The following is a 23,613-nucleotide window of genomic DNA, read 5'->3' on the forward strand; positions in this document are numbered from 1 at the left end:
CAGCGTCGACCCGGTTCAGGGGAGGAGCAAGCGGGCGCTCATGGACGCCGCCCGCACGGTCGTGGTCCTGGCCGAGCACACCCGTATCGACCACGACCGCATGTCGCGCTTCGCTGCCCTGGGCGATGCCGACTGCCTCATCACCGGCACCGAACTCGGCCCGGAACCGGCCGCACGCCTGGCCACCCGCGTCCTGCGCGTGGTGCGGGCCTGAGCGCCGGTCCGCGAGCGCCCTCCTGAGGCGGGGAGGGCACCCGGGTTCCGCCTGCCCCGGGCCCCGCGCGGCAAGGAAACATCGGATGATCCTCTCTTCGTCGTGCCTCCTATGTGGTTTCGTGTGTGCTTGGCTTGCCCGGTGGCCCACGAGTGAAATAGTGAGCGCATCTCTGTGAACACAGGGTTTGGGGAGGTGGGGGAGGGGCTTGTCGAGGGTCAAACCCTGCTATAAAGTCAATCAAAACCAATGAAGTCCACATGATCCGCACGGGATGTGGTCGCGGGCGCGGGTCGTGCGGAGCCCGTCCATCGCCCCGCGAAAGGGCCGGTCGGACGGGTCGGCGCCCCTCGAACGACCGCCGTTCCGCCCCGCCGGAGGACGGCGTTCCGCGGCGGCGCGCGACGGCGTCGCGGCTGATCGGCCGACCCCGCCACGTCCGAGTCCACGGCAGTGGAACCCCCACCGAACGGAAGGCGTCCGCGATGAGGTCCAGGGTCTCGACCGCCCCCCGTGGCGCGGTGGCCGCGGGATGCCTCATCGCGCTCCTCCTGCCCACCGGGTGCGCGTCGGCCGCCGAGGAGGCGGCCGACGCGCCGGATCCGTCCCCGACGGCCTCGGCCGCGGACGACGAGGCCGCCGTGCTCACCGCCTACACCGGCATGTGGGAGGCGGTGGTCACCGCGTCCCACGAGGGGACCGGCGCCTCCGCCGAACTCGAACGCCATGCCGTCGACGGTGCCTTGGTCCTGATGACCCAGGCGCTGGAGGACGCGCGCCGGACCGGTTCCGACGTCTCCGGTGAGCCCGCCCTGGACCCCGAGGTGCTGATCGAGTCCACCGACCGCGCCCAGGTCACCGACTGCCTCGATGACTCCTCATGGCGCCTGTCCGCGCAGGCCGCGTCGGCGGAACCGCGCCGGGTGGACGCCGTACTCGTACACGACGGACTCGCCTGGCGCGTGTCCGACCTTCGCATCTGGGAGCCGGGAACATGCTGAAACGGACAGGTACGGCCTCACTCGCGGTCCTCGTGGGTGTTCTGGTCGCGCCGCCCCCCGCGGGCGCCGACCCGGGGTCCTTCCTGGGCCAGGTCGAGTGCGGCGGCTCCGGCGGCCCCGGGTGCTCGATCATGCTGCGCTGGTCGCAGGAACAGGGCGGTACCCCCGGGGCGCCCGGTACCCCCGGTTCCGGCGGGACGGGGGCGACTCCCTCCGTGCCCGGACCCTACGACCACGTCGACTGGGACGCGATCGACTGGGAGAACGCCGTGGACTGGGACGCGATCGACTGGGACTCCGTCGACTACAGCGGCGGAGAGGGCGAGGGCGGCGAAGAGGGCGGGCCGGCCACCGATGCCACGACCGCGATCCAGGAGGCCATCGCGGCCTTCGAACTCCCCGCGCCGAAGATCAGCACCTCGCCTGACGCCGACGGCCTCGTGCTCGTGCACACTCCGGTCTGGCTGTGGGTCGAGGAGGAGGACTGGGCGGACGCCACGGCCACGGCCGAGGTCCCCGGCCTGTCGATGACGGTCACCGCCGTCCCCTCCGGCATCCGCTGGACCATGGGCGACGGGACGGAGATCGTCTGCGAGGGATCGGGCACTCCGTACGACCCGGCCGCGCACGACCCGGCGTCGGAGTCGCCCGACTGTGGCCACGTCTACACCCGGGCCTCCGGCACCCAGGACGGCGGCGCCTACACGGTCACCGCGGCCATCAACTGGGAGATCTCCTGGGAGTTCTCCGACGGAACGAACGGCACGCTCGGTACCGCCGCGACCTCCTCCGAGGTCGCCGTCACGGTCGAGGAAGCACAAGGACTGGTCTCCGGCTCCGGCCGCTGACTCTGGAAGGCAGTGGAGACGACATGGTGGGTACGAGCACCGGCCCGGCGAGCCGCACCCGACCGAGCCCGGCGCCGCCGGTCCGGCTCCTGGGCAGCGGGCCGCGGCGATGGCGCTGGCTGGTCCTGGGCCTGGCCCTGGCCACGACCGGAGCCCTGGCGGGCGTCACCGCGGTCGAACGGCTGGACCAGCGCCAGGGGGTCCTGGTCGCCGAGGGCGACCTGCCCGCCGGGCACGTGGTGGGCGCCGGCGACCTCAGAGTCGTCCGGATGACCGTGGCCGACGGGGTCTCCGTCATCGGCGAGCAGGAGTTGGAACAGGTCATCGGCCGCCCGCTCACCGTGCCCGTCGCGGACGGCTCCGTCCTGTCCGGCACCGCTCTGGGCCCCGACGCGGCCTACCCCGCCGCCGAGGAGGCGGTCGTGGGCGCCTCCCTCCAGCCCGGGCGCTTCCCCGCCTCCCTCCAGCCCGGATCGGCGGTGTCGGTCGTGGTCTTCACCGAGGAGGCCGGGGGCGAGGGTTCGCAGGACGGAGCCGAGGCCTACCCCGCCCGCGTCCAGAGCGTGGAGCCCTCCGCCACCGACGGGTCGGTGATCGTCGAACTCGCCGTCGCCGCCCTGGACGCCGCCCGCATCTCCGCCGCCGCCGCGACGGAGAGCGTCGCCGTCGTCCAGGTCCCGCCCAGGGGAGGCGCCTGATGACCCGGACCGTGGCCCTGTTCTCGCTCGGCGGCGCACCCGGCGTCACCCTGGCCGCCATGGCCCTGGCCGCCGTCTGGCCCGGGGACACCGGCGCCGTTCTGGTCGAGGCCGACGCCTCGGGCGGTGACATCGGCACCTGGCGCACACTCCAGACCTCGCCGGGACTGACCGACCTCGCGGCCGCCCTGCGCCACGGAGCGGACGGCGGATACGGCGCCGGTCCCGCCGAGCACGCCCAGATTCTTCCGGGCGGACTCCCCGTCTGCCCGGCACCGGCCTCCCCCGACCGCGCGGACGGCGCCGTCCGGCTCCTCGCCCAGAACACCGCCGCACTCGCCGCCGCGCCCGGGCCCGTGACCGTCCTCGACCTCGGGCGGCTCGCCCCCCGCACCGCCACCGCCCACCTGGCCGCCCAGGCCGACACCGCGCTCCTGCTGGCCGGGGACGACCTCGCCCAGCTGCGCCGCGTCCAGGAGTCGGCGGCCTACCTCTTCGAGACCCTGCCCGGGCTGCGGACCGTCATCACCGGGGGCCGGGGCTCCACCTCCGAGATCGCCGGGGCCGTGGGCGTCCCCGTCTGGGGCCGGATCCCCGAGGACCGCGCCGGCGCCGCCTTCCTCCGCGGGGAGAAGGGGCTGCGCCGCCCCGAGCGCCGACCCCTCTTCCGCGCGGCGGCGTCCCTGTCCCACGCACTCGTCCAGGACGCGGCGTCGCCGCGCGAGCACACGGAGGTCGCTGTATGAGCAGGATCGACGAGATGTTCGAGAAGAACCCCACCCAGCCCCTCGACCTGGATTCCGGTGCCACCGAACGCCAGGACGAGTGGGTGGAGTGGACAGCGGCCGAGGCCACCCGCCGACTCAGTGAACTGCTGCGCGAGAACACCGAGATCGGTGCCGCCGACTACCGGCGCGAGGCCGAACGCGTCATCGCGCGCATCCTCGACGAGGCCGCCAGCGAGGCCCTGTCCGCGGGTCGGCCCGTGCTCTCCCCGGCCGCCGAGGCGGGCATCTCCCGCCGCGCCATCGCCCAGGTCTGCGGCCTCGGCCCCCTCCAACCGCTGCTCGACGACCCCGAGATCGAGAACATCAACGTCAACGGCTCCAGCGTGTGGGTCCGCTACGCCGACGGGCGCCGCGAGCAGCGGCCGCCGCTGTTCGACGACCCCGACAGCCTCGTCGCGCTGGTCCGGCGCATCGCCGCAGAGTCGGCCACCGGCGAGCGCCGCTTCGACCCGGGCGCCCCGATCCTGGACATGCCGATGCCCGGGGGCGAGCGGCTCAACGCCGTCATGGAGGTCGCCCGCCAGCCGTCGGTGTCCATCCGCCGCCACCGCCACAGCCGCACCTCCCTGGAACGGCTGCGCAAGCTCGGCACCCTCGACCCGTTCCTGGTCAGGCTGCTGCGCGCCGCCGTGCTGGCCCGGCGCAACACGGTCGTCACCGGAGGCACCGGCGCGGGCAAGACCACCCTGCTGCGGGCCCTGGCCTCGGAGATCCCCGCCACCGAACGCCTCGTCACCATCGAGGACGTCTTCGAGCTCGGGCTGGACCGCGACACCGACGCCCACCCCGACTGCGTCGCCCTCCAGGCGCGCCCGGCCAACATCGAGGGCGTCGGCGAGATCACCATCGCCGACCTCGTGCGCACCGCGCTGCGCATGTCCCCCGACCGGGTCATCGTCGGTGAGACGCGCGGGCAGGAGACCGTCCCCCTGCTCAACGCGATGAGCCAGGGCAACGACGGCAGCCTGACCACGCTGCACGCCGCCGACTCCTCGGGCGCCTTCACCAAGCTGGGCGCCTACGCCGCCCAGTCGGCCGAACGCCTGCCCCTGGAGGCCACGGCCTCCCTGGTCGCCGCGGCCGTCCACCTGGTGGTGCACGTCTCGGCGGTTCCGACCGGCGGGCGCCGCGTGACCAGCGTCCGCGAGGTCGTGGGCGCCGAGGGGCAGAACGTGGTCTCCAACGAGATCTACCGCCGGGCCCGCACGGGCGAGCGCCTGCCCGCGGCGCCGCCCAGCCCCGACACCCTGGACGCCCTGGTCGACGCCGGGTTCGACGCCGGCCTGCTGCACACCGACGTGAGCGTGGGGGGACCGTTCTCGTGACCCCGACCCTCCTCGTCGCCATGTGCGGCGCCTTCGCCGGAGCGGGGGTGTGGATCGCCCTCGCCTCCCTGGTCCCGCCCCGGGACGCGACTCGCCCCGCCCGCCTGCGCACCGCGCTGCTCGAACGGCACCGGCCCGCCCGCCTGGCCGCCTCGGTGGGCGTGGGCGCCCTCGTCTGGTTCGCCACCGGATGGCCGGTCGCCGGGATCCTGCTCGCCGCGGGCGCCTGGTGGGCGCCCCTCATGCTCGGACCCGACCGCCACCACGAACGGCAGGTGGCCGGGATCGAGGCGGTCGCGGCGTGGACGGAGATGCTGCGCGACCTCATGGCGGGCGCCGCCGGACTCCACCAGGCCATCGCCGCCACCATCCCCATCGCGCCCGAGCCGGTGCGGGCCGACGTCGTCCGCCTCACCGACGCGCTGCGCCAGGGGACACCGCCCCAGACCGCGCTGCGGCGGTTCGCCGACGACGTCGACAACCCCACCGCCGACCTGGTCGCCGCGGCGCTGAGCAGCGCGACCTCGCGGCACGCCACCGACCTGGGCGTCCTCCTGGGCAGCCTCGCCGAGGCCGCGCGCGAACAGGCCGCGATGCTGGTGCGGGCGGCGGCCGGGCGTGCGCGCGTGCGCACCTCCACCCGGATCATCATCGCGGTCACCCTGGGGATGGCCGTGCTCATGCTGCTGTTCAGCCCCGACTACCTGGACCCCTTCGACGGCGTGCTCGGCCAGACCGTGCTCGCCGCCATCGGCGCCCTGTGGGCGGCCGCCCTGGCCTGGCTGGTCCGGCTGTCGCGGCCCAAACTCGGACCGCGGGTGCTCTCAGCGGGCGCCCCGCGCGAGACGGAGGCGGTGGCGTGATACCCGACTCGATCCTGGCGGCCGCCGCGGCCGGAGCCCTCGTCGGACTGGGCCTGTGGCTGCTGCTGGCCGTGCGCTTCGCCGGACCCACCCTCGCCGAGCGCCTCGCCGCCCGGCCGCCCGCCCCCACGGCACCGGTCCGCGACCGGAGCACCGGTCCGCTCTCACGCCTGGGCGCGCTCGGGGTGCCGCTCCTGGCCGGGCTCGGCCTGCCCCGGACCCGCACGCTGCGCGACCTGGAGATCTGCGAACGCGACCCGGCCGCCTTCCTGGCCGAGAAGGCCACCGGAGTGGTCCTGGCCGTGACGGTGCCGCCGGTCCTGGGCCTGCTCCTCGGCGTGGCGGGCGTGAACCTGCCGACCGGCTACGCCGCCCTGGGATGGGGCGTCTTCGCCCTCGTGGTCTGGTTCGCCCCCGACCTGGCCCTGCGGGACGAGGCGCGCAAGCTCCGTGAGCGCATGCGGCACACCCTGGCCGCGTTCGCCGACCTCGTCGTGGTCTCCCTCGCGGGGGGAGCGGGCGTCAACGGGGCCCTGACCGACGCCGGGTCCGCGGGCGACGGGTGGGCCATGGTCCGCATCCGCGAGGCCCTGCGCGACGCCGCGCTGCGGCGCCGACCGCCCTGGACGGCGCTGCGCGACCTCGGGGAGCGCTACGACACCCCCGAGTTCGACGAACTCGCCGCCAGCCTGCAGCTCGCGGGCGCCGACGGGGCGCGTATCCGCTCCTCGCTCGCCGCCAAGGCCAAGACCCTGCGCACGCAGTTCCTCGCCGACCTGGACGCCGACGCCCAGTCCGACACCGAGCGGATGAGCCTGCCCGTCGTCCTGCTCTTCGCCGGCTTCCTCGTCCTGCTCGGCTACCCGGCCCTGAGCCACGTCCTGTTCAGTCTCTGACATCCTTCCGACCCCTGGGAGCTCCCCGATGAAACGCATCACCTCCTTCCTCCGCACCCGTCTGGGCCTGCCGCGCGACGACCACGGCTACTCGACCGAGACGGTCGTGGTGATCGCCCTGTTGGTGCTCATGGCCGCGGGCGCGGTGGCGGCGATCTCCGAGACCGTGCAGACCTACGCCGACAGCATCACGCTCTGAGCGATGGCCTCCCCCGATGACGACCAGGGCAGCGCCGAAATCGCCGTCGCCACCCCGCTGCTCCTGCTCCTGATGCTCTTCGTCATCCAGACGGCCCTGTGGGCGCACGGCGACCACCTGGCCGCCGCCATCGCACGCCAGTCCGCGGAGGCCGCCCGTACCGCCGACGCCGCGGGCGGCCAGGCGGGGGCCGAGGCGGTCGCCGACCAACTCGGCGGATCGCTGCTGGTCGAGCGCAGCGTCACGGTCGAGCGCGGCGAGACCGAGGTCCGGGCGGTGGTGGAGGCGCGCGTGACCTCACTCATCCCCGGACTGACCTGGCCGGTGCGCCAGGAACTGTCCGTACCGGTGGAGCGCTTCGTGCCACCGGAGCCGCAGACGGGAGTACGACCGTGAAGAGCGAGCACAAGGACGACCGGGGAGCGGCCTCGGTCGAACTGGCCCTGCTCACGCCGATGATGATCAGCTTCGCCCTGCTGATGATCCTGACCGGGCGCGTGGTGGGCGCCGGTGCGATCGCCGACGAGGCCGCCCACGCCGCCGCGCGCGCCGCCTCGCTGGAGCGGTCCGTCCCCGCGGCCGAGGCCGGGGCCCACGGCATCGCCGGGCAGAGCCTGGCCGCCTCGGGACTGACGTGCTCGGACCACACGCTGGCCCTCGACCACGGCGGCCTCCAACCCGGCGGCTCCGTGACGGCCGTACTGGACTGCCAGGTCGGCCTGGACGACCTGTCCGGGCTCGGCGTGCCCGGCAGCGTCACGATCCAGGGAAGCGCGACCGTGGCCGTGGACACCTTCCGGGGGCGGCCGTGAGCGGCCCCCGGTCCGACGACGGCCAGGCGACGGCGTTCGTCGTCGTCCTGACCACCGCGTTCGTGTTCTGCCTCGGCCTGGTCTTCGACGGCGGCGGACTACTGCGCAGCCACACCCAGGCCCTGACGCTCTCCCAGGAGGCCGCACGGCTGGGCACCCAGCAGCTGGACTGGGCCGCCTACCGCGAGGGCGGGGAGACGGTGCGGCTGGACTCCGCCGCCGCGGCCGCCGCCGCCCAGGGCTTCCTCAGCGCTTCCGGCGCCACGGGCAGTGTGACCGTGGACGGCGACACGGTGACCGTGACCGCCCAGGTGCCCTACACCTTCACCCTCCTGCCCCTGGGCACGACCACGACCGAGTCCACCGCCAGCGCCCGCCCCTACACGCAGCCCACCCCCTAGTCGTTCAGTGAGGCGGCCATGTCACGACTTCGCAAGCCGAGCGCGATCGCCCTCGCGACGGTGGTCCTGCTCGGGATTCCCTACCTCCTCGTGTGGCACCTGTCGTGGCCGCAGCTCGACCTGTCGTGGTCTGGCGCCCTGGTCCACCTGCGCGGACTGCGGCTGCCGCCCGGACTGGGCGCCGCGCTCCTGATCGTCGCGCTGTGGGCCCTGTGGGGCCTGTACCTGGCGGGGCTCGTGGTGGAGGGCGCGGCGCGCGTGCGCGGGACCCCCGGCCTGCTGCGACCGCTGGGTCCGTTGCAGGTCGTCGCGGCCACCGCCGTCGGCGCGAGCGTGGTCGCGCCGACCTACGCGCTGGCCGACACCGTCACCGGTGAGCACGAGACGGGAGGCCAGGAGGCGCCCGGCGCGGGGGACGGGGACGGCGGTCCGGCGTCCGCGCCGGACGCGGAGGAGGGGCCGCGCGGTGTCGAACGCGAACGCGTGGTCGCGGGGTTCGCGACCGGGTCGGCGGAACTGACCGAGGTGATGCGCGCGGACCTGGCCCCGGTGGTGGACCTGCTGCGCGACCACGGCGACCCGGACGCGCCCGTCCTGGTCACCGGGCACACCGATCCGACGGGCGACGCGCGCACCAACCAGGAGCTGTCCGAACGCAGGGCGCAGGCGGTCGCCGACCACCTCGCCGCCGAACTCGGCGACCGCGCCCCGGAGACGACGGTCGAGGGCGCCGGTTCGAGTGAGCAGCGCGAGGGGGACCACGCGGACCAGCGCAGGGCCGAACTCGTCTACACGGTCCGGACCGGCCCGCCCGAACCGGTACCGCAGGAGGCCGAGGAACCCGGGGCCGAGGAGCCGGGGGAGGAGGTCGGCGCGGACGGGGCCGAGGAGCGGGGGGAGGAGGTCGCCCTGACGTCGGTGTCGCAGCCGGACACGCAGGACGAGGAGACCGAAGGGGAGCCGGAGGAGGACCGCGTCGTGGTCCTGGAGGTGCCCGACCACGCGGTCACCGCCTCCGCGGCGTTCGCGGGCGTGGTCGGCGGCTACGTTCTCGCGAAGGGTGGGGTGCGCCTGCCCAGGGCCGTGCTGTCGCTGCCGCGTCCCCGGCTGCCGTTCACCCCCGGGTCCGCCCGGCTCGCGCTGCCGCCCGTGCCGCCGCGGCCGACTCCCGGGGACGAGATCGACGACCGCGTGAGCGTGGAGTTGGGCCACGTGCCCGGGATCGGCCTCACGGGCGCGGGCATGATGGGCGCGGCCCGACGACTGCTGGTCAACGCGCTCGACGCACCGGGAGCGGGGGCGGCGCGCGTGGTGATCACCGAGGCCGACACCGGGTGGCTCATCGGTGAGCGCGGCCGGGAACTGCTCGGCCAGCATCCGTGCGAGCCCGTGCGGATGGTCGCGGGCATGCCGGAGGCGCTCGCGGTGCTCCAACACGAACTGCACCAGGCCTCCGACGAGGCGCTGACGACTGACGCGCCCGCTCCGCTGGTCCTCGTCGCGCGGCCCGCCCCGGAGCACGAGCTGGCGCTGTCCGCGCTGCTGCTGCACGGGCAGCACCGCGGTATCAGCGCGGTCCTGCTCGGACGATGGCCGCTCGGCGGGAGCTGCGTGGTCGAGGAGGACGGCCTCATCACCGAGACCAGCACGCCGCTCACCCCGATCTTCCACCACTCCTGGCCGGGGAGCGACAGCGACGAGGTGCTCCGGGCGATCCGCGCCCACCGCCACTCGCGGCCCGTCGCGGACGCGCGCTTCCCGCGGGAGGACGAGGCGACCGAGGCGGCGGCCGAGCCCGCGCCGCAGCCCGCGCGGCGTCGGACGCCCGCCGAGGCGGTGGCGCTGTCCGGGTTCTGGGACTCGCTGGTCGAGAACGACGACGCCGAGCCGAACGCCTTCTGGGAGGGCGTCCCCGAACTCGGCACGATCGAGAAGACGGGGGTGGGAGCCGACCCGGCGTCGGAATCAGACGACACCGAGCGCAACGCCGCCTGGGAGGGCGTTCCGGAGTTCGGTGCGCCCGGGCGGCTCGCCGCCGACCCCGGCACCGATGCGCGAACCGAGTCGCGGCACGCGCACGACGAGGAATCGCAGACGTCCCCAGCGGTGACCGGGGCCGGGGAGGACCCCGTGCTCGCGGAGGCATCGGAGAAGGGGACGCCCGCGCCTGAGAGCGGGTCGGCGGACGGTGCCGGTGAGAACGCGCCCGTGTCCGGGGCTGAATCCGCGCCCGCGCCCGAGGTCGCCGAGGGTCCCGTACTCGTAGGGACGAAGGAGCAGGAGGCGTCCGCGCCTGGGGCAGCGGACGGCGCTCGTGGGGACGCGCCCGCGTCCGAGGCGGCGGAGCGTCCCTCGTTCGGAGATGTGTCCGAGGCGGAGGTTCCCGAGCCCGGGGCCGAAGCCGGGACAGAGCCCGAGGCGGCGGAGCGTCCCGCATCCGGAGGGGCGCTGGACGAGGAGGCACCCGCGCATGTGCCCGCACCCGCGTCCGGGGCAGTAGGCGGGCCCCGTGGAGACGCGCCCGAAAGGGGGTCCGGGGCAGTACCCGATCCTGAGCCCGTATCCGAGGCCGTATCCGAAGCCGCGGACGGTCCTGCGTCCGGGACGGCATCGGCGGAGGAGGTGCCCGCGCACACGCCCGGGGCCGAGCCCGGGGCCATGGTCGGCACTGGCTGGGATGCCTTCGCTCCTGCGCCCGAGCCCAGGTCCGAGGACCACGAAGTCGCGGGGGCGGCGGAGGAGAAGGCGCCCGTGCCGGACACCACCGCCTCCGCGCCCCCGACGCAGGCGCGGCGACCCGCGCCCGCCCCGGCCGATGGCACCGGGGAGCGCCTGCCCGCACAGGATCCCGCGTCCTCCGGTCCCACCCCCGCGGTAGGCGCGACGCCCGAGCCCTCGCGTGCCGCCGGTCCCGCGCGCGGACCACGAACCGGCCGAACGCGGCCGGACCGGCGTGCGGGTGACTTCCGCCGGGCCGAGCCCGCCCGCCCCGCGGACGCGCCCCCGGACACAGAGCCGTCCCCGTGGCGCGAACCGGCCGTCGAGTCCGCCACCCAGGGCGGGCCCGCCTCCACGACGGGCCAGGGCGGCACCGGACGGACGACCGGCCAGAAGGAGACCACGGCCCGCGAACGCGGCACCGGCGCCTCCGCCACCCGGTCCCAAGCCCAAGCCCGGTCCCAGGCACCGGCCCAGGCCGCGCCCGAGGAGTCGCAGGAGGACGCCGGAACACCCAGCAGGCCGCTGCCGGGCAAGCCCAGGAAGGCGGGCCGGGGCAGGACGTGGCGCCCCAAGGAGAAGACCTGACCCCGGCGGCGGCAGCTACCCCAGATCCAGTGGCGGGACGTCGTCCAGGATGCCCGTGGCGGACTCGTGCAGGTAGCGGGCCACCAGGCGGATGGGGCGCCAGGCCCAGTTGCCGGTCCGCCCCGCCAGGTAGACCTGGCGCACCCCGCCCACCTCGCCCAGGGGTGCGTGCGCGACACCGCGACGGGTCTCCGCCGTGAGCCGGGGCACCACCCCCACGCCCGACCGCGCCGCCACCAGGTCCTCGAACAGCCGCAGGTTGTCGATGCGGTGCGCGATGCGCGGGATGAACCCGGCGTCGGCGCACATCCGCCGGATCAGCGCCTCCTCGTCGCCCCGGTAGGGGCTGGCGATCCAGGACGCGTGCGCGAACTCGCGGAGCTTGCGCCGGGTCAGGGTGCGGCTGTCGCCGTCCCCAGAGGGCTGGGCCAGAAGGAGACCCTCGGTGCCCACTGGGTGAACGGACAGTGTTCCCGGAAAATCTCGGGGGAGAATACTGTACTGGTAGACGATCCCGAGATCGGCGCCGCCGTCCTGCAGGAGCGTGAGCGCCTGATCGGACTCGTGCTCGGTCAGCCGGATGTCGATCCCCGGGTGGTCCTCGCGCAGCCGGCGCAGCGCGGGCAGCACCACGGGCGCCGCGCTCGTGTACATGACCAGGTCGACGCGTCCGACGGGCTCGCCCTCGCCGTCGAACTCCGCCTGGGCCTGCTCCACCCGCGCGAGGATCTCCACGGCGTGCTCCGCCAGGCGCCGGCCGGCCGGCGTCAGCCGGACCCGGCGGCCGTCGGGAACGATGAGCGGGACGCGGGCCTCCTTCTCCAGGACGGCGAAGTGTTTGGAGACCGCCGACGTGCTCATCCCTGTGACCTCGGACACAGCCGCCATGGTGCCGAGTCGGTCGAGTTCGACGAGTAGGCGCAGCCGGGTGAAATCCATCCACCAAAACTACACGGTTCATCAACCATCGGTCCGTGGACAGAAACGAATCGTGTCGGTCCAATGGTCGGGTGATCCGCTCCCTGACTCCCTCGCTCCGCCGTGCCCCCGACCGGGTACCGGCGCCCGTCATGCTGCTCATCGGCATGTTCACCCTGCACACCGGCAGCGCGCTGGCGGTCACCGCCTTCGCCCACGCGGGGCCCGCCACGGTCACGTGGCTGCGCCTCACCTGGGCCGCGCTGCTCCTCCTGCTCCTGGGCGGGCCCTCGCTGTGGCGCGCCGTGCGTGCCGCGAGCCGGCGCGAGCTGGGAGCCGTGGTGATCCTGGGCACAGCGAGCGCGGGGATGATGCTGTTCTACTCCGAGGCGACGGCGCGGATCGAGCTGGGCACCGCGACCTCCATCGAGTTCCTGGGCACCCTCGTGGTGGCCGTCGCCGCGATGCGCCGCCGCCGGGAGCTGGTGTGGATCCTGGCCGCCGTGGTGGGCGTGGTGTGCCTGACCCGCCCCTGGCTGGGCGAACTCGATCTCGTGGGCGTCGGTTTCGCGCTCGCGGGCGCGGTGTGCGTGGTCGCCTACATCGTCCTCACCCAGAAGGTGGGCGCCGGTTTCTCGCCCGTGCACGGCCTGGCGCTGACGATGACGGTCGGTGCCCTGGTCTCCGCGCCCCTGGGCGCCCCGGCCGTGTTCGCCGCGCCCGACCCGGACCTCATCCTGTTCACCCTGGGCATCGCCCTCCTCTTCCCCATGGTGCCGTTCCTGCTGGAGATGATGGCGCTGCAGCGGATGAGCCGGACCGCCTACAGCACGTTCTCCAGCATGGAGCCCGGAGCCAGCCTGATCATGGGCCTGGTCGTCATCGGCCAGTCGCCGGCCCTGGTGCAGGTCGCCGGGATGGCGCTCGTGGTGGTCGCGGGCGTGGGCGCCACGCGCGGGGACAGCGCCCGCCCGGTGGTGCGCGGGGAACCGGACGCCGTCGGGGCGGGTGCCGGGGGAACGGGCTCCGCGAGGCCGGGCGCCGCGGTTCCGGACCACCAGGAGCGGGGCGGCGCGGGAGGGCGTGCCGGGGAACCGGACGCCTCCCGCGCTCCGGAACCGGTCTCGGCCCCGTGACCAGCGGGGGCGGGCCGCGCAAGGCGGCGCACCCCCGATCGGGCGGTGCCCGCGTACTCCGCCGCGGCGCCACACCGCCCACCGCGACGCACACCACCGTTCGAACGGGTGCCCGGGCGGCTCGAACGCGTCTGCGTATGCACTAGCTTGGTGCGAATCATGGCCGCGAAATCTGACCTCGAACTCCTGCGCGCCCACGAACCCGTGCTCATGTGCACGAAGGGGGAGCTCTTCCTCCCCGCCGACGTGGACGCCTACGTACGCAACTGCAGTCTGTGGATCGAGGAGCCGGGCGGCGGAGAGCGCGTCATCGTGCCCGCCGGCGAACTCACCCTCGACCGCCTCGCCGGGGCCGAGGAGGAGTGGCCGCACCGGCACAAGCACCTGCGCTTCGTCCAGGAGGAGACGCTGCGCGAGGAGGCGCGGCGCTTCAAGGGGATGTCCCGCTCGGTCATCCCCAAGAGCGGCCGGCTGGCCGCCGTCGGCGTCCTGGGCCGCGTGCTGGACATCCTCATGAAGATCTCGCTGCTCATCCGCGGCGCGGTGCCCGGCGGCGTCACCTTCGCGGCGGTGACCCGCTACCGGGAGCGCGTGGACAACGGCGGCGCCACCTACTACGGCCGGGTGACCCGCGAGGGCGGCTACCTCATCCTCCAGTACTGGTTCTTCTACGCCATGAACGACTGGCGGACCATCTACGGCGGCGTCAACGACCACGAGGCCGACTGGGAGCGCGTCACCGTCTACGCCGTGGAGAACCCCGACGGCACCGTACGGCCCGTCTGGGTCGGCGCGTCCTCGCACGAGTACCAGGGCGACGACCTGCGCCGCTCCTGGGACGACCCCGACCTGCACAAGCAGGGCGACCACCCCGTCATCTACGTCGGCGCCGGATCGCACTCCCACCAGATGCTGCCTGGCGACTACCTCATCCAGGTCGACCCCGCCGTCCTGCGCGGCCTGGTCCGCGTCTGGCGGCGCCTGAGCCAGCGCATCTTCCGCGCCGACAGCGCCATCCTCCGGCACGGCATCGGTGTGCCCTTCGTCGACTACGCCCGCGGCGACGGCGAGCGCCTGGGCCCCGGCGGCGACCGCGAGTGGAACGCCGTCCTCATCGACGACGACACCCCGTGGCTGCGCGGCTTCCGCGGCCTGTGGGGACGCGACACCCGCGACTTCTTCGACGGCGAGCGCGCGCCCAGCGGCCCCCGCTACGAACGCGACGGCAGCATCCGCCGCTCCTGGGCCGACCCGCTGGCCTGGGTGGGCCTGCAGAAGGTCGCGCCCACCGAGGCCACCGCCCGCGCCGAACTGCGTGCGCACGTGCGGGGCCTGGACGAGCGCGTCCGCGAACTCGACGCCGACATCATCAGCCGCCGCGACCACCTGCGCCGCCTCGACGCCGCCCGGATGGTCCTGGAGCGCGAGGCCCAGTCGCGGGCCCGGGCGCGCGAGCACGCCGAGCGCATCGACGAGCTGGAGGAGGAGCTGGCGCGGGTCTACGAGGAACGCGTGCTGGCCGCCGACGAGCGTGACACCCACGTGCGGGCCCTGGAATCGGACGCCCCGATGGTGCCCCCGCCCACCGCGCACCTGCGCGCGCCGCACCTGCCCTACGCCTCGGGCTCGCAGCGCACCACGCGCTTCCTGCACCTGTGGGTGGCCCTGAGCACGCCGCTGCTCCTGGTCTCGCTGGCGCTGCCCCTGTTCCTGCTGGACCGGGCGTTCACGCTGTACGCCATGCTCGGCGTCGTCGTGGCCTTCGCGGCGGTCGACTCCATCGCCCGGCGCAAGTTCCTGCAGTTCCTCACCGGGCTCGCGTTCCTCGCGGTGGTGATCGGCCTCATCGTGGGCGTGGTGGCCGCCTTCATCGCCGACTGGCGCATCGCGATCTCCGTCCCGATCGCCATCGTGGTCGTGGTGCTGTTCGTGGTCAACGTCCGCGATCTCATCCGGCGCTGACGCGCGGGCCCGGAGGCGGGGGAGTGTCGGTCCCGGCTCCAGGCGGCCTCGGCCCAGGCTCCGGTCGGCGCCGGGGCGTGCGGAACCGGCCCGCGCCGCTCCCGGCCCGGCTTCCGGACGTCCGGACCCGTGTTGGCGCCGGGGGTCCGCGCGCGCCACGATGGGGGTATGAGCGACGCGTTGTTCGGGGCCCCGGCCGTGGAGGTGGCGCCCGGCGCCGTGCACGTGCCCGGCTGGCTCGGGGCCCACACCCAGGCCGACCTGGTCCGGCGCTGCCGTGACTGGTCCCGGGGCCCCGCGGGCATGCGGCGGCACGCGATGCCGCGCGGCGGCGTCATGAGCGTGAGCATGACCAGCCTGGGCTGGCACTGGGCTCCCTACTCCTACAGCCGCACCCTGCCCGACGGCACCCCGGTCCAGCCCTTCCCCGACCTGCTCGGCGACCTGGCCGTCCGCGCCGTGACGGCCGCCTACGGAAAGCCGCCCGCGGCCGACGCCGACCCCTACGACGTCGCCCTGGTCAACTTCTACGACGCCGACGCCCGGATGGGCATGCACCAGGACCGCGACGAACGCTCACCCGCCCCCGTGGTCTCCCTGAGCCTCGGCGACACCTGCGTGTTCCGCTTCGGCAACACCGAGACCCGCACCCGGCCCTACACCGACGTCGAACTGCGCAGCGGCGACCTGTTCGTCTTCGGCGGACCCTCGCGCCTGGCCTACCACGGGGTCCCGCGCACCCGGCCGGGAACCGCGCCACCGGACCTGGACCTGCGCGGGCGGCTCAACATCACCATCCGGGCCCGGGGAGCGTGACCCGACCCGCGGCCCGCCTGGCGTGTCGGCGCGCACCGCGCGGCGGCCGGGGCCAGGATCGTGCGGGTCGACGCCGCACACACGAGGGGCCGCCATGACCGACACCGCACCCGAACGCGTGATGGCGCTGGGCAGCGAGGCCGCCGCGGCGGCGGCCCCCGCCTCGCCCGGCACCGTGCGCGCCGTGCTCTACCGCGACGGCCGCCGCGAGCGCGAGGCCGATACCCCTGACGAGGCCCGCCGCGCCCTGGACGTCGACCCCGGCCTCACGGCCTGGATCGTCCTGACCGAACCCGATCCCGACCAGGTCACCCGGGCCGCCCACGCGTTCGGACTGCCCAAACCCGCGGTGGAGGACTCCGTCGTCGCCCACCAGCGCCCCAAGGCCGAGCGCTACCGCGACGGCCTCTTCGTGGTCCTGCGCCCGGCGCGCTACGACACCGCGCGGGAGACCGTGCGGGTCGGCGAGATCCACGTCTTCACCGGCCACCGCTTCGTCATCACCATCGCGCACAGCGACCAGGGCGACACCGCCGCCGTCCGCGAGCGCCTGGAGGAGGCGCCGCGCCTGTCGGCCGCCGGCCCCCTGGGCGTGCTCTACGCCTTCCTGGACAGGGTCGTGGACGACTACGCGCCCGCCGTCTCCGACCTGCAGGACGACATCGACGAGGTCGAGGAGCAGGTGCTGGCCGCCGACCGCGACGCCTCCCGCCGCACCTACCGGCTCTCCCGCCAGGTCATCGCCCTCCAGCGGGCGGTCGACCCGCTCGACGAGGTCCTGTCCGAACTCCTGGCCGGACTGGAGCGCCCGGAGACGCTCGGAGGGGGCCAGCCCCAGCCCCACGGCGACCGCGCCGGCCGCGAGGCCATGCACGCCTACGTGCGCGACGTCGCCGACCACGTCACGGCCGTGCGCGAACGCGTCGACGGCTTCCGCCAGATGCTGCAGAACATCCTCACCGTCAACAGCTCCCTCATCCAGCAGGCCCAGAACGAGGCGATGAAGAAGGTCTCCTCCTGGGGCGGCATCCTGGTCGTGCCCACCCTCATCTCGTCCGTCTACGGGATGAACATCGCGCCCCAGCGCGGCTTCCACTGGGCGTTCAGCTGGCCGCTCACCCTGGTCGCGATGACACTGGCCAGCGTCACCCTCTACGTTGTGTTCAAGCGCAACCACTGGTTGTAGGACCCTCGAACCGGAAGGCGGGACACGGTGACCGACGACGAGAACGCCGGCCGCGAACTGATCCGGCTGATGACCGGCCCCTGGGTGGCCCGCTCGGTGGCCGCCGCCGTGCGCCTGGGCGTGGTGGGCCGCCTGGCGGAGGGTGCCGCCGACGCGGAGGAGCTGGCCGGATCGCTCGGGCTCCACCCCGACCGGCTGAACCGGCTGCTGCGGCTGCTGAGCGCGGTCGACGTCGTCCAGCCCCGCTCGGGCCGGTACGAACTCACCGGCACCGGCGCCTGTCTGCACCGGGAGCACCCCTCGCGCCTGCACGACCTCGTGCTGCTCTACGACAGCACCATGTTCGCCGAGGCCTGGGGGAGCCTGGAGGAGGCGGTGCGCACCGGGCGGACCGCCTTCGAGGCCGCCCACGGCACCGACGTCTTCTCCTACCTGTCGGAGCATCCGCGGGACGCCGACCGCTACTCCGCCGGGATGGCGGCGGGCGGGCGGTTCGGCACGTCCCTGCCCTCCGTGTACGACTTCGCGGACGCGCGCGTGGTCGCCGACCTGGGCGGGGGCGACGGCGACCTGCTCGCCACCGTCCTGGACCACGCCCCGCACCTGCGCGGGGTCCTCGTGGAGCGGCCCACGGCGCTTCCCGCCGCCCGCCGACGCCTGTCGGCGTACCTGGAGAGCGGGCGCGCCACGGTCGCGGCCGGCGACTTCCTGGAGTCCGTGCCCCCCGGTGCCGACGTCCACATCCTCAGCCGCGTCCTGCACAACTGGTCCGACGACGAGGCGAGGGCCGTCCTGCGCCGCAGCAGGGAGGCGCTGGAACCGGGCGGGCGCGTCCTCATCCTGGAACGGATCCTGCCCGACTCCGGGAGCCCTCTGCTGGCGACCCTCTTCGACGTGCACATGATGGTCATGACCACCGGCGCCGAACGCACCGAGCACCAGTACGAGTCCCTGCTGCGCGACGCCGGACTGACCACGGAGCGGGTGGCCGACCTGTCCCTGGAGATGCGGCTGCTCGTGGCCGCGCCCCTGCCCGGCTGAGGGGCCGCCGCCGGATAGGAACCGCTGTCCGTGCGAGCGGCCTGCTGTCGGCAGGAGCGGTCCCCGCCCGGGTGCATGCCCTGGCCTGCGGGGCGAACGGACCCTGCCTGCGTGGCCGTGCCCTGCCCGGAGAAGCGGTCCATGCCTGAATGAGCGCTGCCATGCCGGGAGAACGGTGCCCCGCCGGGGGAAGCGGCCCCGCCCCGAGCGGGGGCCGCCCCTCAGGAGGGGTTGAGCAGGGAGCGGATCCGTCCGGCCTCCTCGCGGGCGGTCGCCGACGCGCCCTCGGCCTCGGCGAGCGCGGCGCGCCAGGATGCCACCGCGGCGTCCACCTGCGTGCGCGCGCGTTTTTGGCCGGCCCGCCGCTCCTCCTCGTTCCGGCCGCGGCCCCTGTTCGTGACGAACACCGCCGCGGTGGCCAGCGCCGAGGCCAGGCACAGCAGCCACAGCACCCCGGACGAGGTCACCAGCGCCGCGACCACGAGGAGGGCCGTCAGCCCCAGTCCGGTCGGCCCCAGGAAGGACGGCGTCGACGCGGAGTCGTGCTCGCGCTCCAGCCGGGCGTCGAGGTCCGCGAGGTCCTGGGCGTCGGCGCCCCGGGAGGTGATCGCGACGCGCGTGCCGCGGACCGGCACCGTGGAGCGGTCCTCGACCGGGGCGGTGGCCTCCCCGAGAAGGGTCTCGGCGGCGTCCAACACCGCGGGGCGCTGCAGGACCAGGGCGAAGGTGCGCCGGTGCGGGGGCGCCTCGTCGCGGACCATGTCCTCGTCGAGCAGGGCCTCCACGGTGCCGACCCGGTCGTCCCAGGCCTGCTGCCCGCTCGCGTCGCCCTCGATGACGCCGCGCAGCTCGCCCGCGCGGGCCAGCAGCGGGGCCTCCTCGGGGCTGCCCTCCTCCACCAGCAGGCGCAGCGACTCCCACAGGAAGTCGGCGCTGACCCGGTCCGGCGCGAGCGCCCGCGCGGAGGCCTCCTCGCTGCCCAGCGCGGTGATGCGGGCGATGTCCTCGCGCAGGCCGGTGAGCCGTCGGGCGGCGGCCACGCGCTCGGCGACCCCGGCCGGGAGCCGGCCGCGCGCCGCACCGCGCTTCGCGGACGGGGGAGCCGCCCCCAGGCCCGAGAACCCGGTGGGCCGGACGCCCTCGGCCGACCAGTGGCGCAGGGTGGACAGCAGCAGGTGTTCGCGGGCCTCGTCGCCGAACGAGCCGTCCGCGGTGAGCAGCCACAGGGCCCGCCGTCCCCGGTCCAGCTCCTCGGAGGGCAGCGGCAGGTGGGGGAGCAGGTCCGCGGTCAGCGACGCGCCGATCGCGCGGGCGTGCTCGGCGTGCGTCAGGGCGGTGGCCAGCGCGGCGAACGCGCGGCCCCGGTCGGCGTCGCGCCGGGCCGCGTCGTCGAAGCGCACGCGGGCGGTGGCCGTGTCGCCGGCGCGCAGGGCGTGCAGCCCGTGGGCGGCGGGCACGAGCCAGTAGTCGGGGACGTCCTCCAGACGCAGGTCGGGCACGGCGGCGCCGTCGAGCATCTGGAGCGTGCGGTGGCGGGCCCGTGCCGCGTCGCCGAACAGCGACAGGGTCTCGCGGACGTCGCTGAGCTCGATGAACGCGTCGAGGGTGGCCGAGACGCGGTCCAGCCGCTTCTCCAGGTTGCCGCGGACCTGCGACAGCTCCGAACGCAGGTGGCGGCGCTCGTGCGCGATCCTGGCGTGCGCGGAGTCCAGGGCCTCCTCCAGCTCCCTGATGCGCGTGTTCTGGCTGTAGTCGGTCCAGCTCATCCTCGGTGTTCCCTTCCGGTCGCGCGTCGCGGGGGTGGCGCGCGCCGAAGGGTCTGACGGCTCGGAGCCCGGTCCGGTTCACCGCGTCGGCGTCCCCTAGGATTGGGAGCGCTCCCAATCACGAAGGGCCCAGTATGACCGACCCGATCCTGCCCCCCGGCCTCCTCTTCGGCACCGCCACCGCCGCCTACCAGGTCGAGGGCGCGGCCACCGAGGACGGCCGCGGCCCCTCCATCTGGGACACCTACTCCCGCACGCCCGGCCGCGTCGCGCGCGGCGAGAGCGGCGACGTGGCCTGCGACCACTACCACCGCTATGCCGAGGACGTCTCCCTCATGGGCGACCTGGGCGTGGACCTGTACCGGTTCTCGGTGTCCTGGCCGCGCGTGCTGCCCACCGGCGCCGGACCCGTCAACGCCGAGGGGCTGGCCTTCTACGACCGGCTCGTGGACACCGTCCTGGAGGCGGGGATCGAGCCCGCACTGACCCTCTACCACTGGGACCTGCCCCAGGCCCTGGAGGACGGGGGCGGCTGGCGCACGCGCGACACCGCCCACCGCTTCGCCGAGTACGCCCGCGTGGTCGCCGACCGCCTCGGGGACCGGGTGCACCGCTGGATCACGCTGAACGAGCCCTTCTGCTCGGCGTTCGTGGGCCACGCCGTGGGCCGCCACGCCCCCGGCACCCGGGAGGGCCGCCCCGCGCTGGCCGCCGCGCACCACCTGCTCCTCGCCCACGGGCTGGCCGTGGGCGAGCTGCGGGCCGCCGGCGCCGACCAGGTCGGCATCACCCTCAACCCCGACCACCTGCTGCCCGCCACCGACTCCGACGCCGACCGGGCCGCGGTGGAGCGGGCGCGCACCCTGCACAACCGGACCTGGCTGGACCCGATCCTCACCGGCGCCTACCCGGACAACGAGCAGGAGACCTGGCCGGGCCTGGCCGACGGCTCCTACCGCGCCGAGGGCGATCTGGACACCATCGCCCGACCGCTGGACTTCGTGGGCATCAACTACTACCGGCCCATCATGCTGCGCGACGCCCCGCACACCGAGCCCGACCCGGCGCTGCGCACCGCCGCCGACATCGGCACCGAGCAGGTCCCCTTCGAGGGCGTGCGGCACACGACCATGGGCTGGCCGGTCGTCCCGCACACCTTCACCGACCTGCTGGTCGACCTCAAGCGCCGCTACCCCGGCCTGCCGCCGCTGCTCATCACGGAGAACGGCTCGGCCGAGGACGACCGGCCCGACGCCGACGGCCGCGTGCACGACACCGAGCGCGTGGACTACCTGCGCGACCACCTGGCCGCGCTGGCCGCCGCGATCGAGGCGGGGGTCGACGTGCGCGGCTACTTCGTGTGGTCGCTGCTGGACAACTTCGAGTGGGCGTTCGGGTACGAGCGGCGCTTCGGCCTGGTCCGGGTGGACTACGAGACCCTGGAGCGCCACCCCAAGGACAGCTTCCGCTGGTACCGGGACTTCCTGCGCGAGCACCGTGCGCGCAGGGAGGCCGAGCCCGACGCGCGCTGAGGCCGAAGGCGCGAGCCACCGCTCCGCGCGGGCCCCGCACGCCGACCCCGTGTCGGCATGCGGGGCCCGACGCGTTCGGCTCCGATGCGGAACGGAACGGCGACACGTGGAAACGGACGGGCGAACCCCTGCATCCGTCCGTCGACAAAAGGAATAAATCGCCCGAGCCATCACGAACACTCGGCTTTCCCCGCGTCGGTCACCGGAATGCGGAGAACGTCGTCGATCCGAGCGGCCGGGGTTGCGGCTGTCCGATCGCGGCCATCCGACCTGGCACGAAATCGGACCGGAGGCGGTGCACACGCGAGGTCCCCGGTCGGGTCCTTCCTGCTGGACGGAATGCCACGGGCTTTTTCCTCCTCCTTGTCTGATTCTTATCCTTATTGTCTGCTTCCTGGGCGAAAGAAGCGCGTTCCGCCCCGCAACAAAACAAACCGGACCACACCAGCGCATTGACACATGAGTTCATGTCCCAAGATGATCCTCGAAAGAGGATCCACGACGCGACTCCATCGGGCCTCCGGAGCCGTGATCACTGTCGTGCCGAGACGCGGATGGGGGAACACTGTGGCGCACACCGGTGACGGTGCCGAGAGCGAACGCGTGAGTGATCCGGTACTGATCGCGGCCGGAGCCGCCGACCTGGTCGTCGAAGGCGTCGGAACGGCCCTGCGCAGGGCCGGGGCGCTGCTGGGCCGGTCGGACCTGGCAGCACTGGCCCAGGACGGCCGGGAGGAGCTGAGACAGCGGGGGCGCCTGGCGTTGCGGCGGCACGCCCGCGCGACCGAGTCCCACATGGAGCTGCTGGCCCGTCGTGCCGCCTCCCGGGGAACCGGCCCGGGCGATGCCTGAACCGCCGGAGCAGGCCCTGTTCCGGACGCGGGTGGACGCGGAGCTGGCGGCCTTCGCGCGGCAGGAGACCGAGCACCTCCTCGCCGTCGACGCCGACCTGCTGCCCGTCGCCGAACAGCTGACCGCGGCGGTGGCCGGCGGCAAGCGCCTGCGCGCCGCGTTCTGCTACTGGGGGTGGCGCGCGGCCGGGCAACCGGACAGCGACGCCCTGGTCAGGGCCGCCGCGGCGATGGAGCTGGTGCACGCGGCGGCGGTCGTCCACGACGACCTCATCGACGAGAGCCCTACGCGCCACGGTGCTCCGAGCGCGCACGCCGCCCTGCGAGCGGCGCTCACCGGCGGGGCCCGGCCCCAGGCCCGGAGCCGCGCCCTGGCCCTGCTCACCGGGGACCTGCTGATGGCGTGGGCCGGACAGATGTTCCTCCTCTGCGGCCTGCCCTCGGCCTACCTGGCCCGTGCCCGCGGACCGTGGTCGGTCATGGCCCGCGAGCTGGTCGCCGGGGAGTGCCTGGAGGTCCTGCGCACCGGCTCCCGCCCGGACACAGCCAGATCGCTCCAGGTCATCCGCTACAAGACGGCCAAGTACACGGTCGAGCACCCCCTGCACATCGGCGGCGCGCTGGCCGGCGCTCCGGGGGCCCTGATGGCGGCCTTCACCGCCTACGGGATCCCGCTGGGCGAGGCCTTCCAGCTCCGGGACGACCTGCTGGGGCTCTTCGGCGACCCGGAGCGCACGGGCAAGTCGAACCTGGACGACGTCCGGGGCGACCGGCCGACCGTCCTGTTCGCCGAGACCTGGTCGGCCGCCACCGCGGCCGAGCGGCGGGAGCTGCGCGCTCAGCTCGGCCGGCGCGACCTGGACGAGGGAGGCCTGTCCACGGTCCGGACGATCACGCGGCGCACCGGCGCCCAGGACCGCGTCGAGGAGATGATCACCCGGCGCACCCGGGAGGCGACCGCCGCACTCGATCGCGCGGGTCTGCCCGATGAGGCCGCCACCGCCCTGTCCCACATGGCGGCCCTGGCCGCGGACCGACAGTACTGAGCCGCCGA

Annotated in this window: 22 protein-coding genes and 1 pseudogene; 21 read left to right on the top strand and 2 right to left on the bottom strand. The window is 74.5% G+C overall.

Going from position 1 to position 23,613, the window contains the following annotated elements:
• The 13 genes and pseudogenes from ADL05_RS19035 to ADL05_RS32300 all read left to right on the top strand — a co-directional run.
• Positions 1-214, top strand: a pseudogene (locus ADL05_RS19035) (DeoR family transcriptional regulator); the annotation flags it as partial.
• A 485-nt stretch (positions 215-699) separates the two neighbouring features.
• Positions 700-1,215 carry a hypothetical protein gene (locus ADL05_RS19040; protein ID WP_053618350.1) on the top strand — a complete coding sequence of 172 codons (516 nt, stop codon included), beginning with the start codon at positions 700-702 and terminating at the stop codon, positions 1,213-1,215.
• Entirely contained in the window at positions 1,209-2,063 is an 855-nt protein-coding gene (locus ADL05_RS19045) for a hypothetical protein (RefSeq protein ID WP_053618351.1), read from the top strand. Before ADL05_RS19040 ends, ADL05_RS19045 begins: the two co-directional genes overlap by 7 nt.
• A 23-nt stretch (positions 2,064-2,086) precedes the next feature.
• On the top strand, positions 2,087-2,761 hold the full coding sequence (locus ADL05_RS19050; protein WP_053618352.1) for an SAF domain-containing protein: 675 nt from the start codon (positions 2,087-2,089) through the stop codon (positions 2,759-2,761).
• Complete coding sequence (locus tag ADL05_RS19055; protein ID WP_053618353.1) at positions 2,761-3,507, top strand: hypothetical protein; 747 nt, start codon at positions 2,761-2,763, stop codon at positions 3,505-3,507. Before ADL05_RS19050 ends, ADL05_RS19055 begins: the two co-directional genes overlap by 1 nt.
• Complete coding sequence (locus ADL05_RS19060; protein WP_082376572.1) at positions 3,504-4,874, top strand: CpaF family protein; 1,371 nt, start codon at positions 3,504-3,506, stop codon at positions 4,872-4,874. The genes ADL05_RS19055 and ADL05_RS19060 overlap by 4 nt, the downstream gene beginning before the upstream one ends.
• 20 nt (positions 4,875-4,894) lie before the next feature.
• A complete protein-coding gene (locus ADL05_RS19065; protein ID WP_053618390.1) occupies positions 4,895-5,737 on the top strand; it encodes a type II secretion system F family protein in 843 nt (280 codons plus the stop codon).
• Entirely contained in the window at positions 5,734-6,633 is a 900-nt protein-coding gene (locus tag ADL05_RS19070; RefSeq protein ID WP_231640816.1) for a type II secretion system F family protein, read from the top strand. Before ADL05_RS19065 ends, ADL05_RS19070 begins: the two co-directional genes overlap by 4 nt.
• 28 nt (positions 6,634-6,661) lie before the next feature.
• Positions 6,662-6,832, top strand: a complete 171-nt coding sequence (locus ADL05_RS31195; RefSeq protein WP_197285853.1) for a hypothetical protein — start codon at positions 6,662-6,664, stop codon at positions 6,830-6,832.
• Positions 6,833-6,835: 3 nt separating this feature from the next.
• The gene (locus ADL05_RS19075; protein ID WP_197285854.1) at positions 6,836-7,228 is read left to right on the top strand and encodes a TadE/TadG family type IV pilus assembly protein; all 393 of its coding nucleotides are present in this window, start codon (positions 6,836-6,838) and stop codon (positions 7,226-7,228) included.
• Positions 7,225-7,644, top strand: a complete 420-nt coding sequence (locus ADL05_RS19080) for a TadE/TadG family type IV pilus assembly protein (RefSeq protein ID WP_053618354.1) — start codon at positions 7,225-7,227, stop codon at positions 7,642-7,644. The genes ADL05_RS19075 and ADL05_RS19080 overlap by 4 nt, the downstream gene beginning before the upstream one ends.
• A complete protein-coding gene (locus tag ADL05_RS19085; RefSeq protein WP_053618355.1) occupies positions 7,641-8,045 on the top strand; it encodes a pilus assembly protein TadG-related protein in 405 nt (134 codons plus the stop codon). Before ADL05_RS19080 ends, ADL05_RS19085 begins: the two co-directional genes overlap by 4 nt.
• 18 nt (positions 8,046-8,063) lie before the next feature.
• On the top strand, positions 8,064-11,351 hold the full coding sequence (locus ADL05_RS32300; protein WP_053618356.1) for an OmpA family protein: 3,288 nt from the start codon (positions 8,064-8,066) through the stop codon (positions 11,349-11,351).
• Positions 11,352-11,366: 15 nt separating this feature from the next.
• Here ADL05_RS32300 and ADL05_RS19095 read toward each other — a convergent pair whose 3' ends face one another.
• On the bottom strand, positions 11,367-12,290 hold the full coding sequence (locus tag ADL05_RS19095; protein WP_053618357.1) for a LysR family transcriptional regulator: 924 nt from the start codon (positions 12,288-12,290) through the stop codon (positions 11,367-11,369).
• A gap of 71 nt (positions 12,291-12,361) precedes the next feature.
• On the opposite strand from ADL05_RS19095, the gene ADL05_RS19100 reads away from it, so the two are divergent.
• The 5 genes from ADL05_RS19100 (at position 12,362) to ADL05_RS19120 (ending at position 18,410) form a co-directional block, all read left to right on the top strand.
• On the top strand, positions 12,362-13,405 hold the full coding sequence (locus tag ADL05_RS19100) for a DMT family transporter (protein ID WP_082376573.1): 1,044 nt from the start codon (positions 12,362-12,364) through the stop codon (positions 13,403-13,405).
• A gap of 159 nt (positions 13,406-13,564) precedes the next feature.
• Positions 13,565-15,367: a hypothetical protein gene (locus ADL05_RS19105; protein WP_053618358.1), complete on the top strand. Its 1,803-nt coding sequence runs from the start codon at positions 13,565-13,567 to the stop codon at positions 15,365-15,367.
• Positions 15,368-15,535: 168 nt separating this feature from the next.
• The gene (locus ADL05_RS19110) at positions 15,536-16,183 is read left to right on the top strand and encodes an alpha-ketoglutarate-dependent dioxygenase AlkB (protein WP_053618359.1); all 648 of its coding nucleotides are present in this window, start codon (positions 15,536-15,538) and stop codon (positions 16,181-16,183) included.
• A gap of 94 nt (positions 16,184-16,277) precedes the next feature.
• Entirely contained in the window at positions 16,278-17,369 is a 1,092-nt protein-coding gene (locus ADL05_RS19115) for a magnesium and cobalt transport protein CorA (RefSeq protein ID WP_053618360.1), read from the top strand.
• A gap of 27 nt (positions 17,370-17,396) precedes the next feature.
• Entirely contained in the window at positions 17,397-18,410 is a 1,014-nt protein-coding gene (locus tag ADL05_RS19120) for a methyltransferase (protein WP_082376574.1), read from the top strand.
• Between the two features lie 221 nt (positions 18,411-18,631).
• On the opposite strand, the gene ADL05_RS19125 is transcribed toward ADL05_RS19120, so the two are convergent.
• Positions 18,632-20,176 (bottom strand): hypothetical protein, encoded by a 1,545-nt coding sequence (locus ADL05_RS19125; RefSeq protein WP_053618361.1) that lies wholly within the window; start codon positions 20,174-20,176, stop codon positions 18,632-18,634.
• A gap of 134 nt (positions 20,177-20,310) precedes the next feature.
• Between ADL05_RS19125 and ADL05_RS19130 the strand changes: the two genes are divergently transcribed.
• The 3 genes from ADL05_RS19130 to ADL05_RS19140 all read left to right on the top strand — a co-directional run bounded on the left by ADL05_RS19130 (position 20,311) and on the right by ADL05_RS19140 (position 23,605).
• Positions 20,311-21,708 (top strand): GH1 family beta-glucosidase, encoded by a 1,398-nt coding sequence (locus ADL05_RS19130; protein ID WP_053618362.1) that lies wholly within the window; start codon positions 20,311-20,313, stop codon positions 21,706-21,708.
• A 603-nt stretch (positions 21,709-22,311) separates the two neighbouring features.
• Positions 22,312-22,560: a hypothetical protein gene (locus ADL05_RS19135; RefSeq protein ID WP_231640817.1), complete on the top strand. Its 249-nt coding sequence runs from the start codon at positions 22,312-22,314 to the stop codon at positions 22,558-22,560.
• Positions 22,553-23,605: a polyprenyl synthetase family protein gene (locus ADL05_RS19140; RefSeq protein WP_053618394.1), complete on the top strand. Its 1,053-nt coding sequence runs from the start codon at positions 22,553-22,555 to the stop codon at positions 23,603-23,605. The genes ADL05_RS19135 and ADL05_RS19140 overlap by 8 nt, the downstream gene beginning before the upstream one ends.
• Positions 23,606-23,613: the final 8 nt, after the last annotated feature.

The organism is Nocardiopsis sp. NRRL B-16309 (assembly GCF_001279585.1).
GTDB lineage: Bacteria > Actinomycetota > Actinomycetes > Streptosporangiales > Streptosporangiaceae > Nocardiopsis.

Bases quoted from the DNA above. Each gene is read 5' to 3' on its own strand.
- ADL05_RS19040 (WP_053618350.1), top strand. From the start codon at position 700: ATGAGGTCCAGGGTCTCGACCGCCCCCCGTGGCGCGGTGGCCGCGGGA.
- ADL05_RS19045 (WP_053618351.1), top strand. From the start codon at position 1,209: ATGCTGAAACGGACAGGTACGGCCTCACTCGCGGTCCTCGTGGGTGTT.
- ADL05_RS19050 (WP_053618352.1), top strand. From the start codon at position 2,087: ATGGTGGGTACGAGCACCGGCCCGGCGAGCCGCACCCGACCGAGCCCG.
- ADL05_RS19055 (WP_053618353.1), top strand. From the start codon at position 2,761: ATGACCCGGACCGTGGCCCTGTTCTCGCTCGGCGGCGCACCCGGCGTC.
- ADL05_RS19060 (WP_082376572.1), top strand. From the start codon at position 3,504: ATGAGCAGGATCGACGAGATGTTCGAGAAGAACCCCACCCAGCCCCTC.
- ADL05_RS19065 (WP_053618390.1), top strand. From the start codon at position 4,895: ATGTGCGGCGCCTTCGCCGGAGCGGGGGTGTGGATCGCCCTCGCCTCC.
- ADL05_RS31195 (WP_197285853.1), top strand. From the start codon at position 6,662: ATGAAACGCATCACCTCCTTCCTCCGCACCCGTCTGGGCCTGCCGCGC.
- ADL05_RS19075 (WP_197285854.1), top strand. From the start codon at position 6,836: ATGGCCTCCCCCGATGACGACCAGGGCAGCGCCGAAATCGCCGTCGCC.
- ADL05_RS32300 (WP_053618356.1), top strand. From the start codon at position 8,064: ATGTCACGACTTCGCAAGCCGAGCGCGATCGCCCTCGCGACGGTGGTC.
- ADL05_RS19095 (WP_053618357.1), bottom strand. From the start codon at position 12,290: ATGGATTTCACCCGGCTGCGCCTACTCGTCGAACTCGACCGACTCGGC.
- ADL05_RS19105 (WP_053618358.1), top strand. From the start codon at position 13,565: ATGGCCGCGAAATCTGACCTCGAACTCCTGCGCGCCCACGAACCCGTG.
- ADL05_RS19110 (WP_053618359.1), top strand. From the start codon at position 15,536: ATGAGCGACGCGTTGTTCGGGGCCCCGGCCGTGGAGGTGGCGCCCGGC.
- ADL05_RS19115 (WP_053618360.1), top strand. From the start codon at position 16,278: ATGACCGACACCGCACCCGAACGCGTGATGGCGCTGGGCAGCGAGGCC.
- ADL05_RS19125 (WP_053618361.1), bottom strand. From the start codon at position 20,176: ATGAGCTGGACCGACTACAGCCAGAACACGCGCATCAGGGAGCTGGAG.
- ADL05_RS19130 (WP_053618362.1), top strand. From the start codon at position 20,311: ATGACCGACCCGATCCTGCCCCCCGGCCTCCTCTTCGGCACCGCCACC.
- ADL05_RS19140 (WP_053618394.1), top strand. From the start codon at position 22,553: ATGCCTGAACCGCCGGAGCAGGCCCTGTTCCGGACGCGGGTGGACGCG.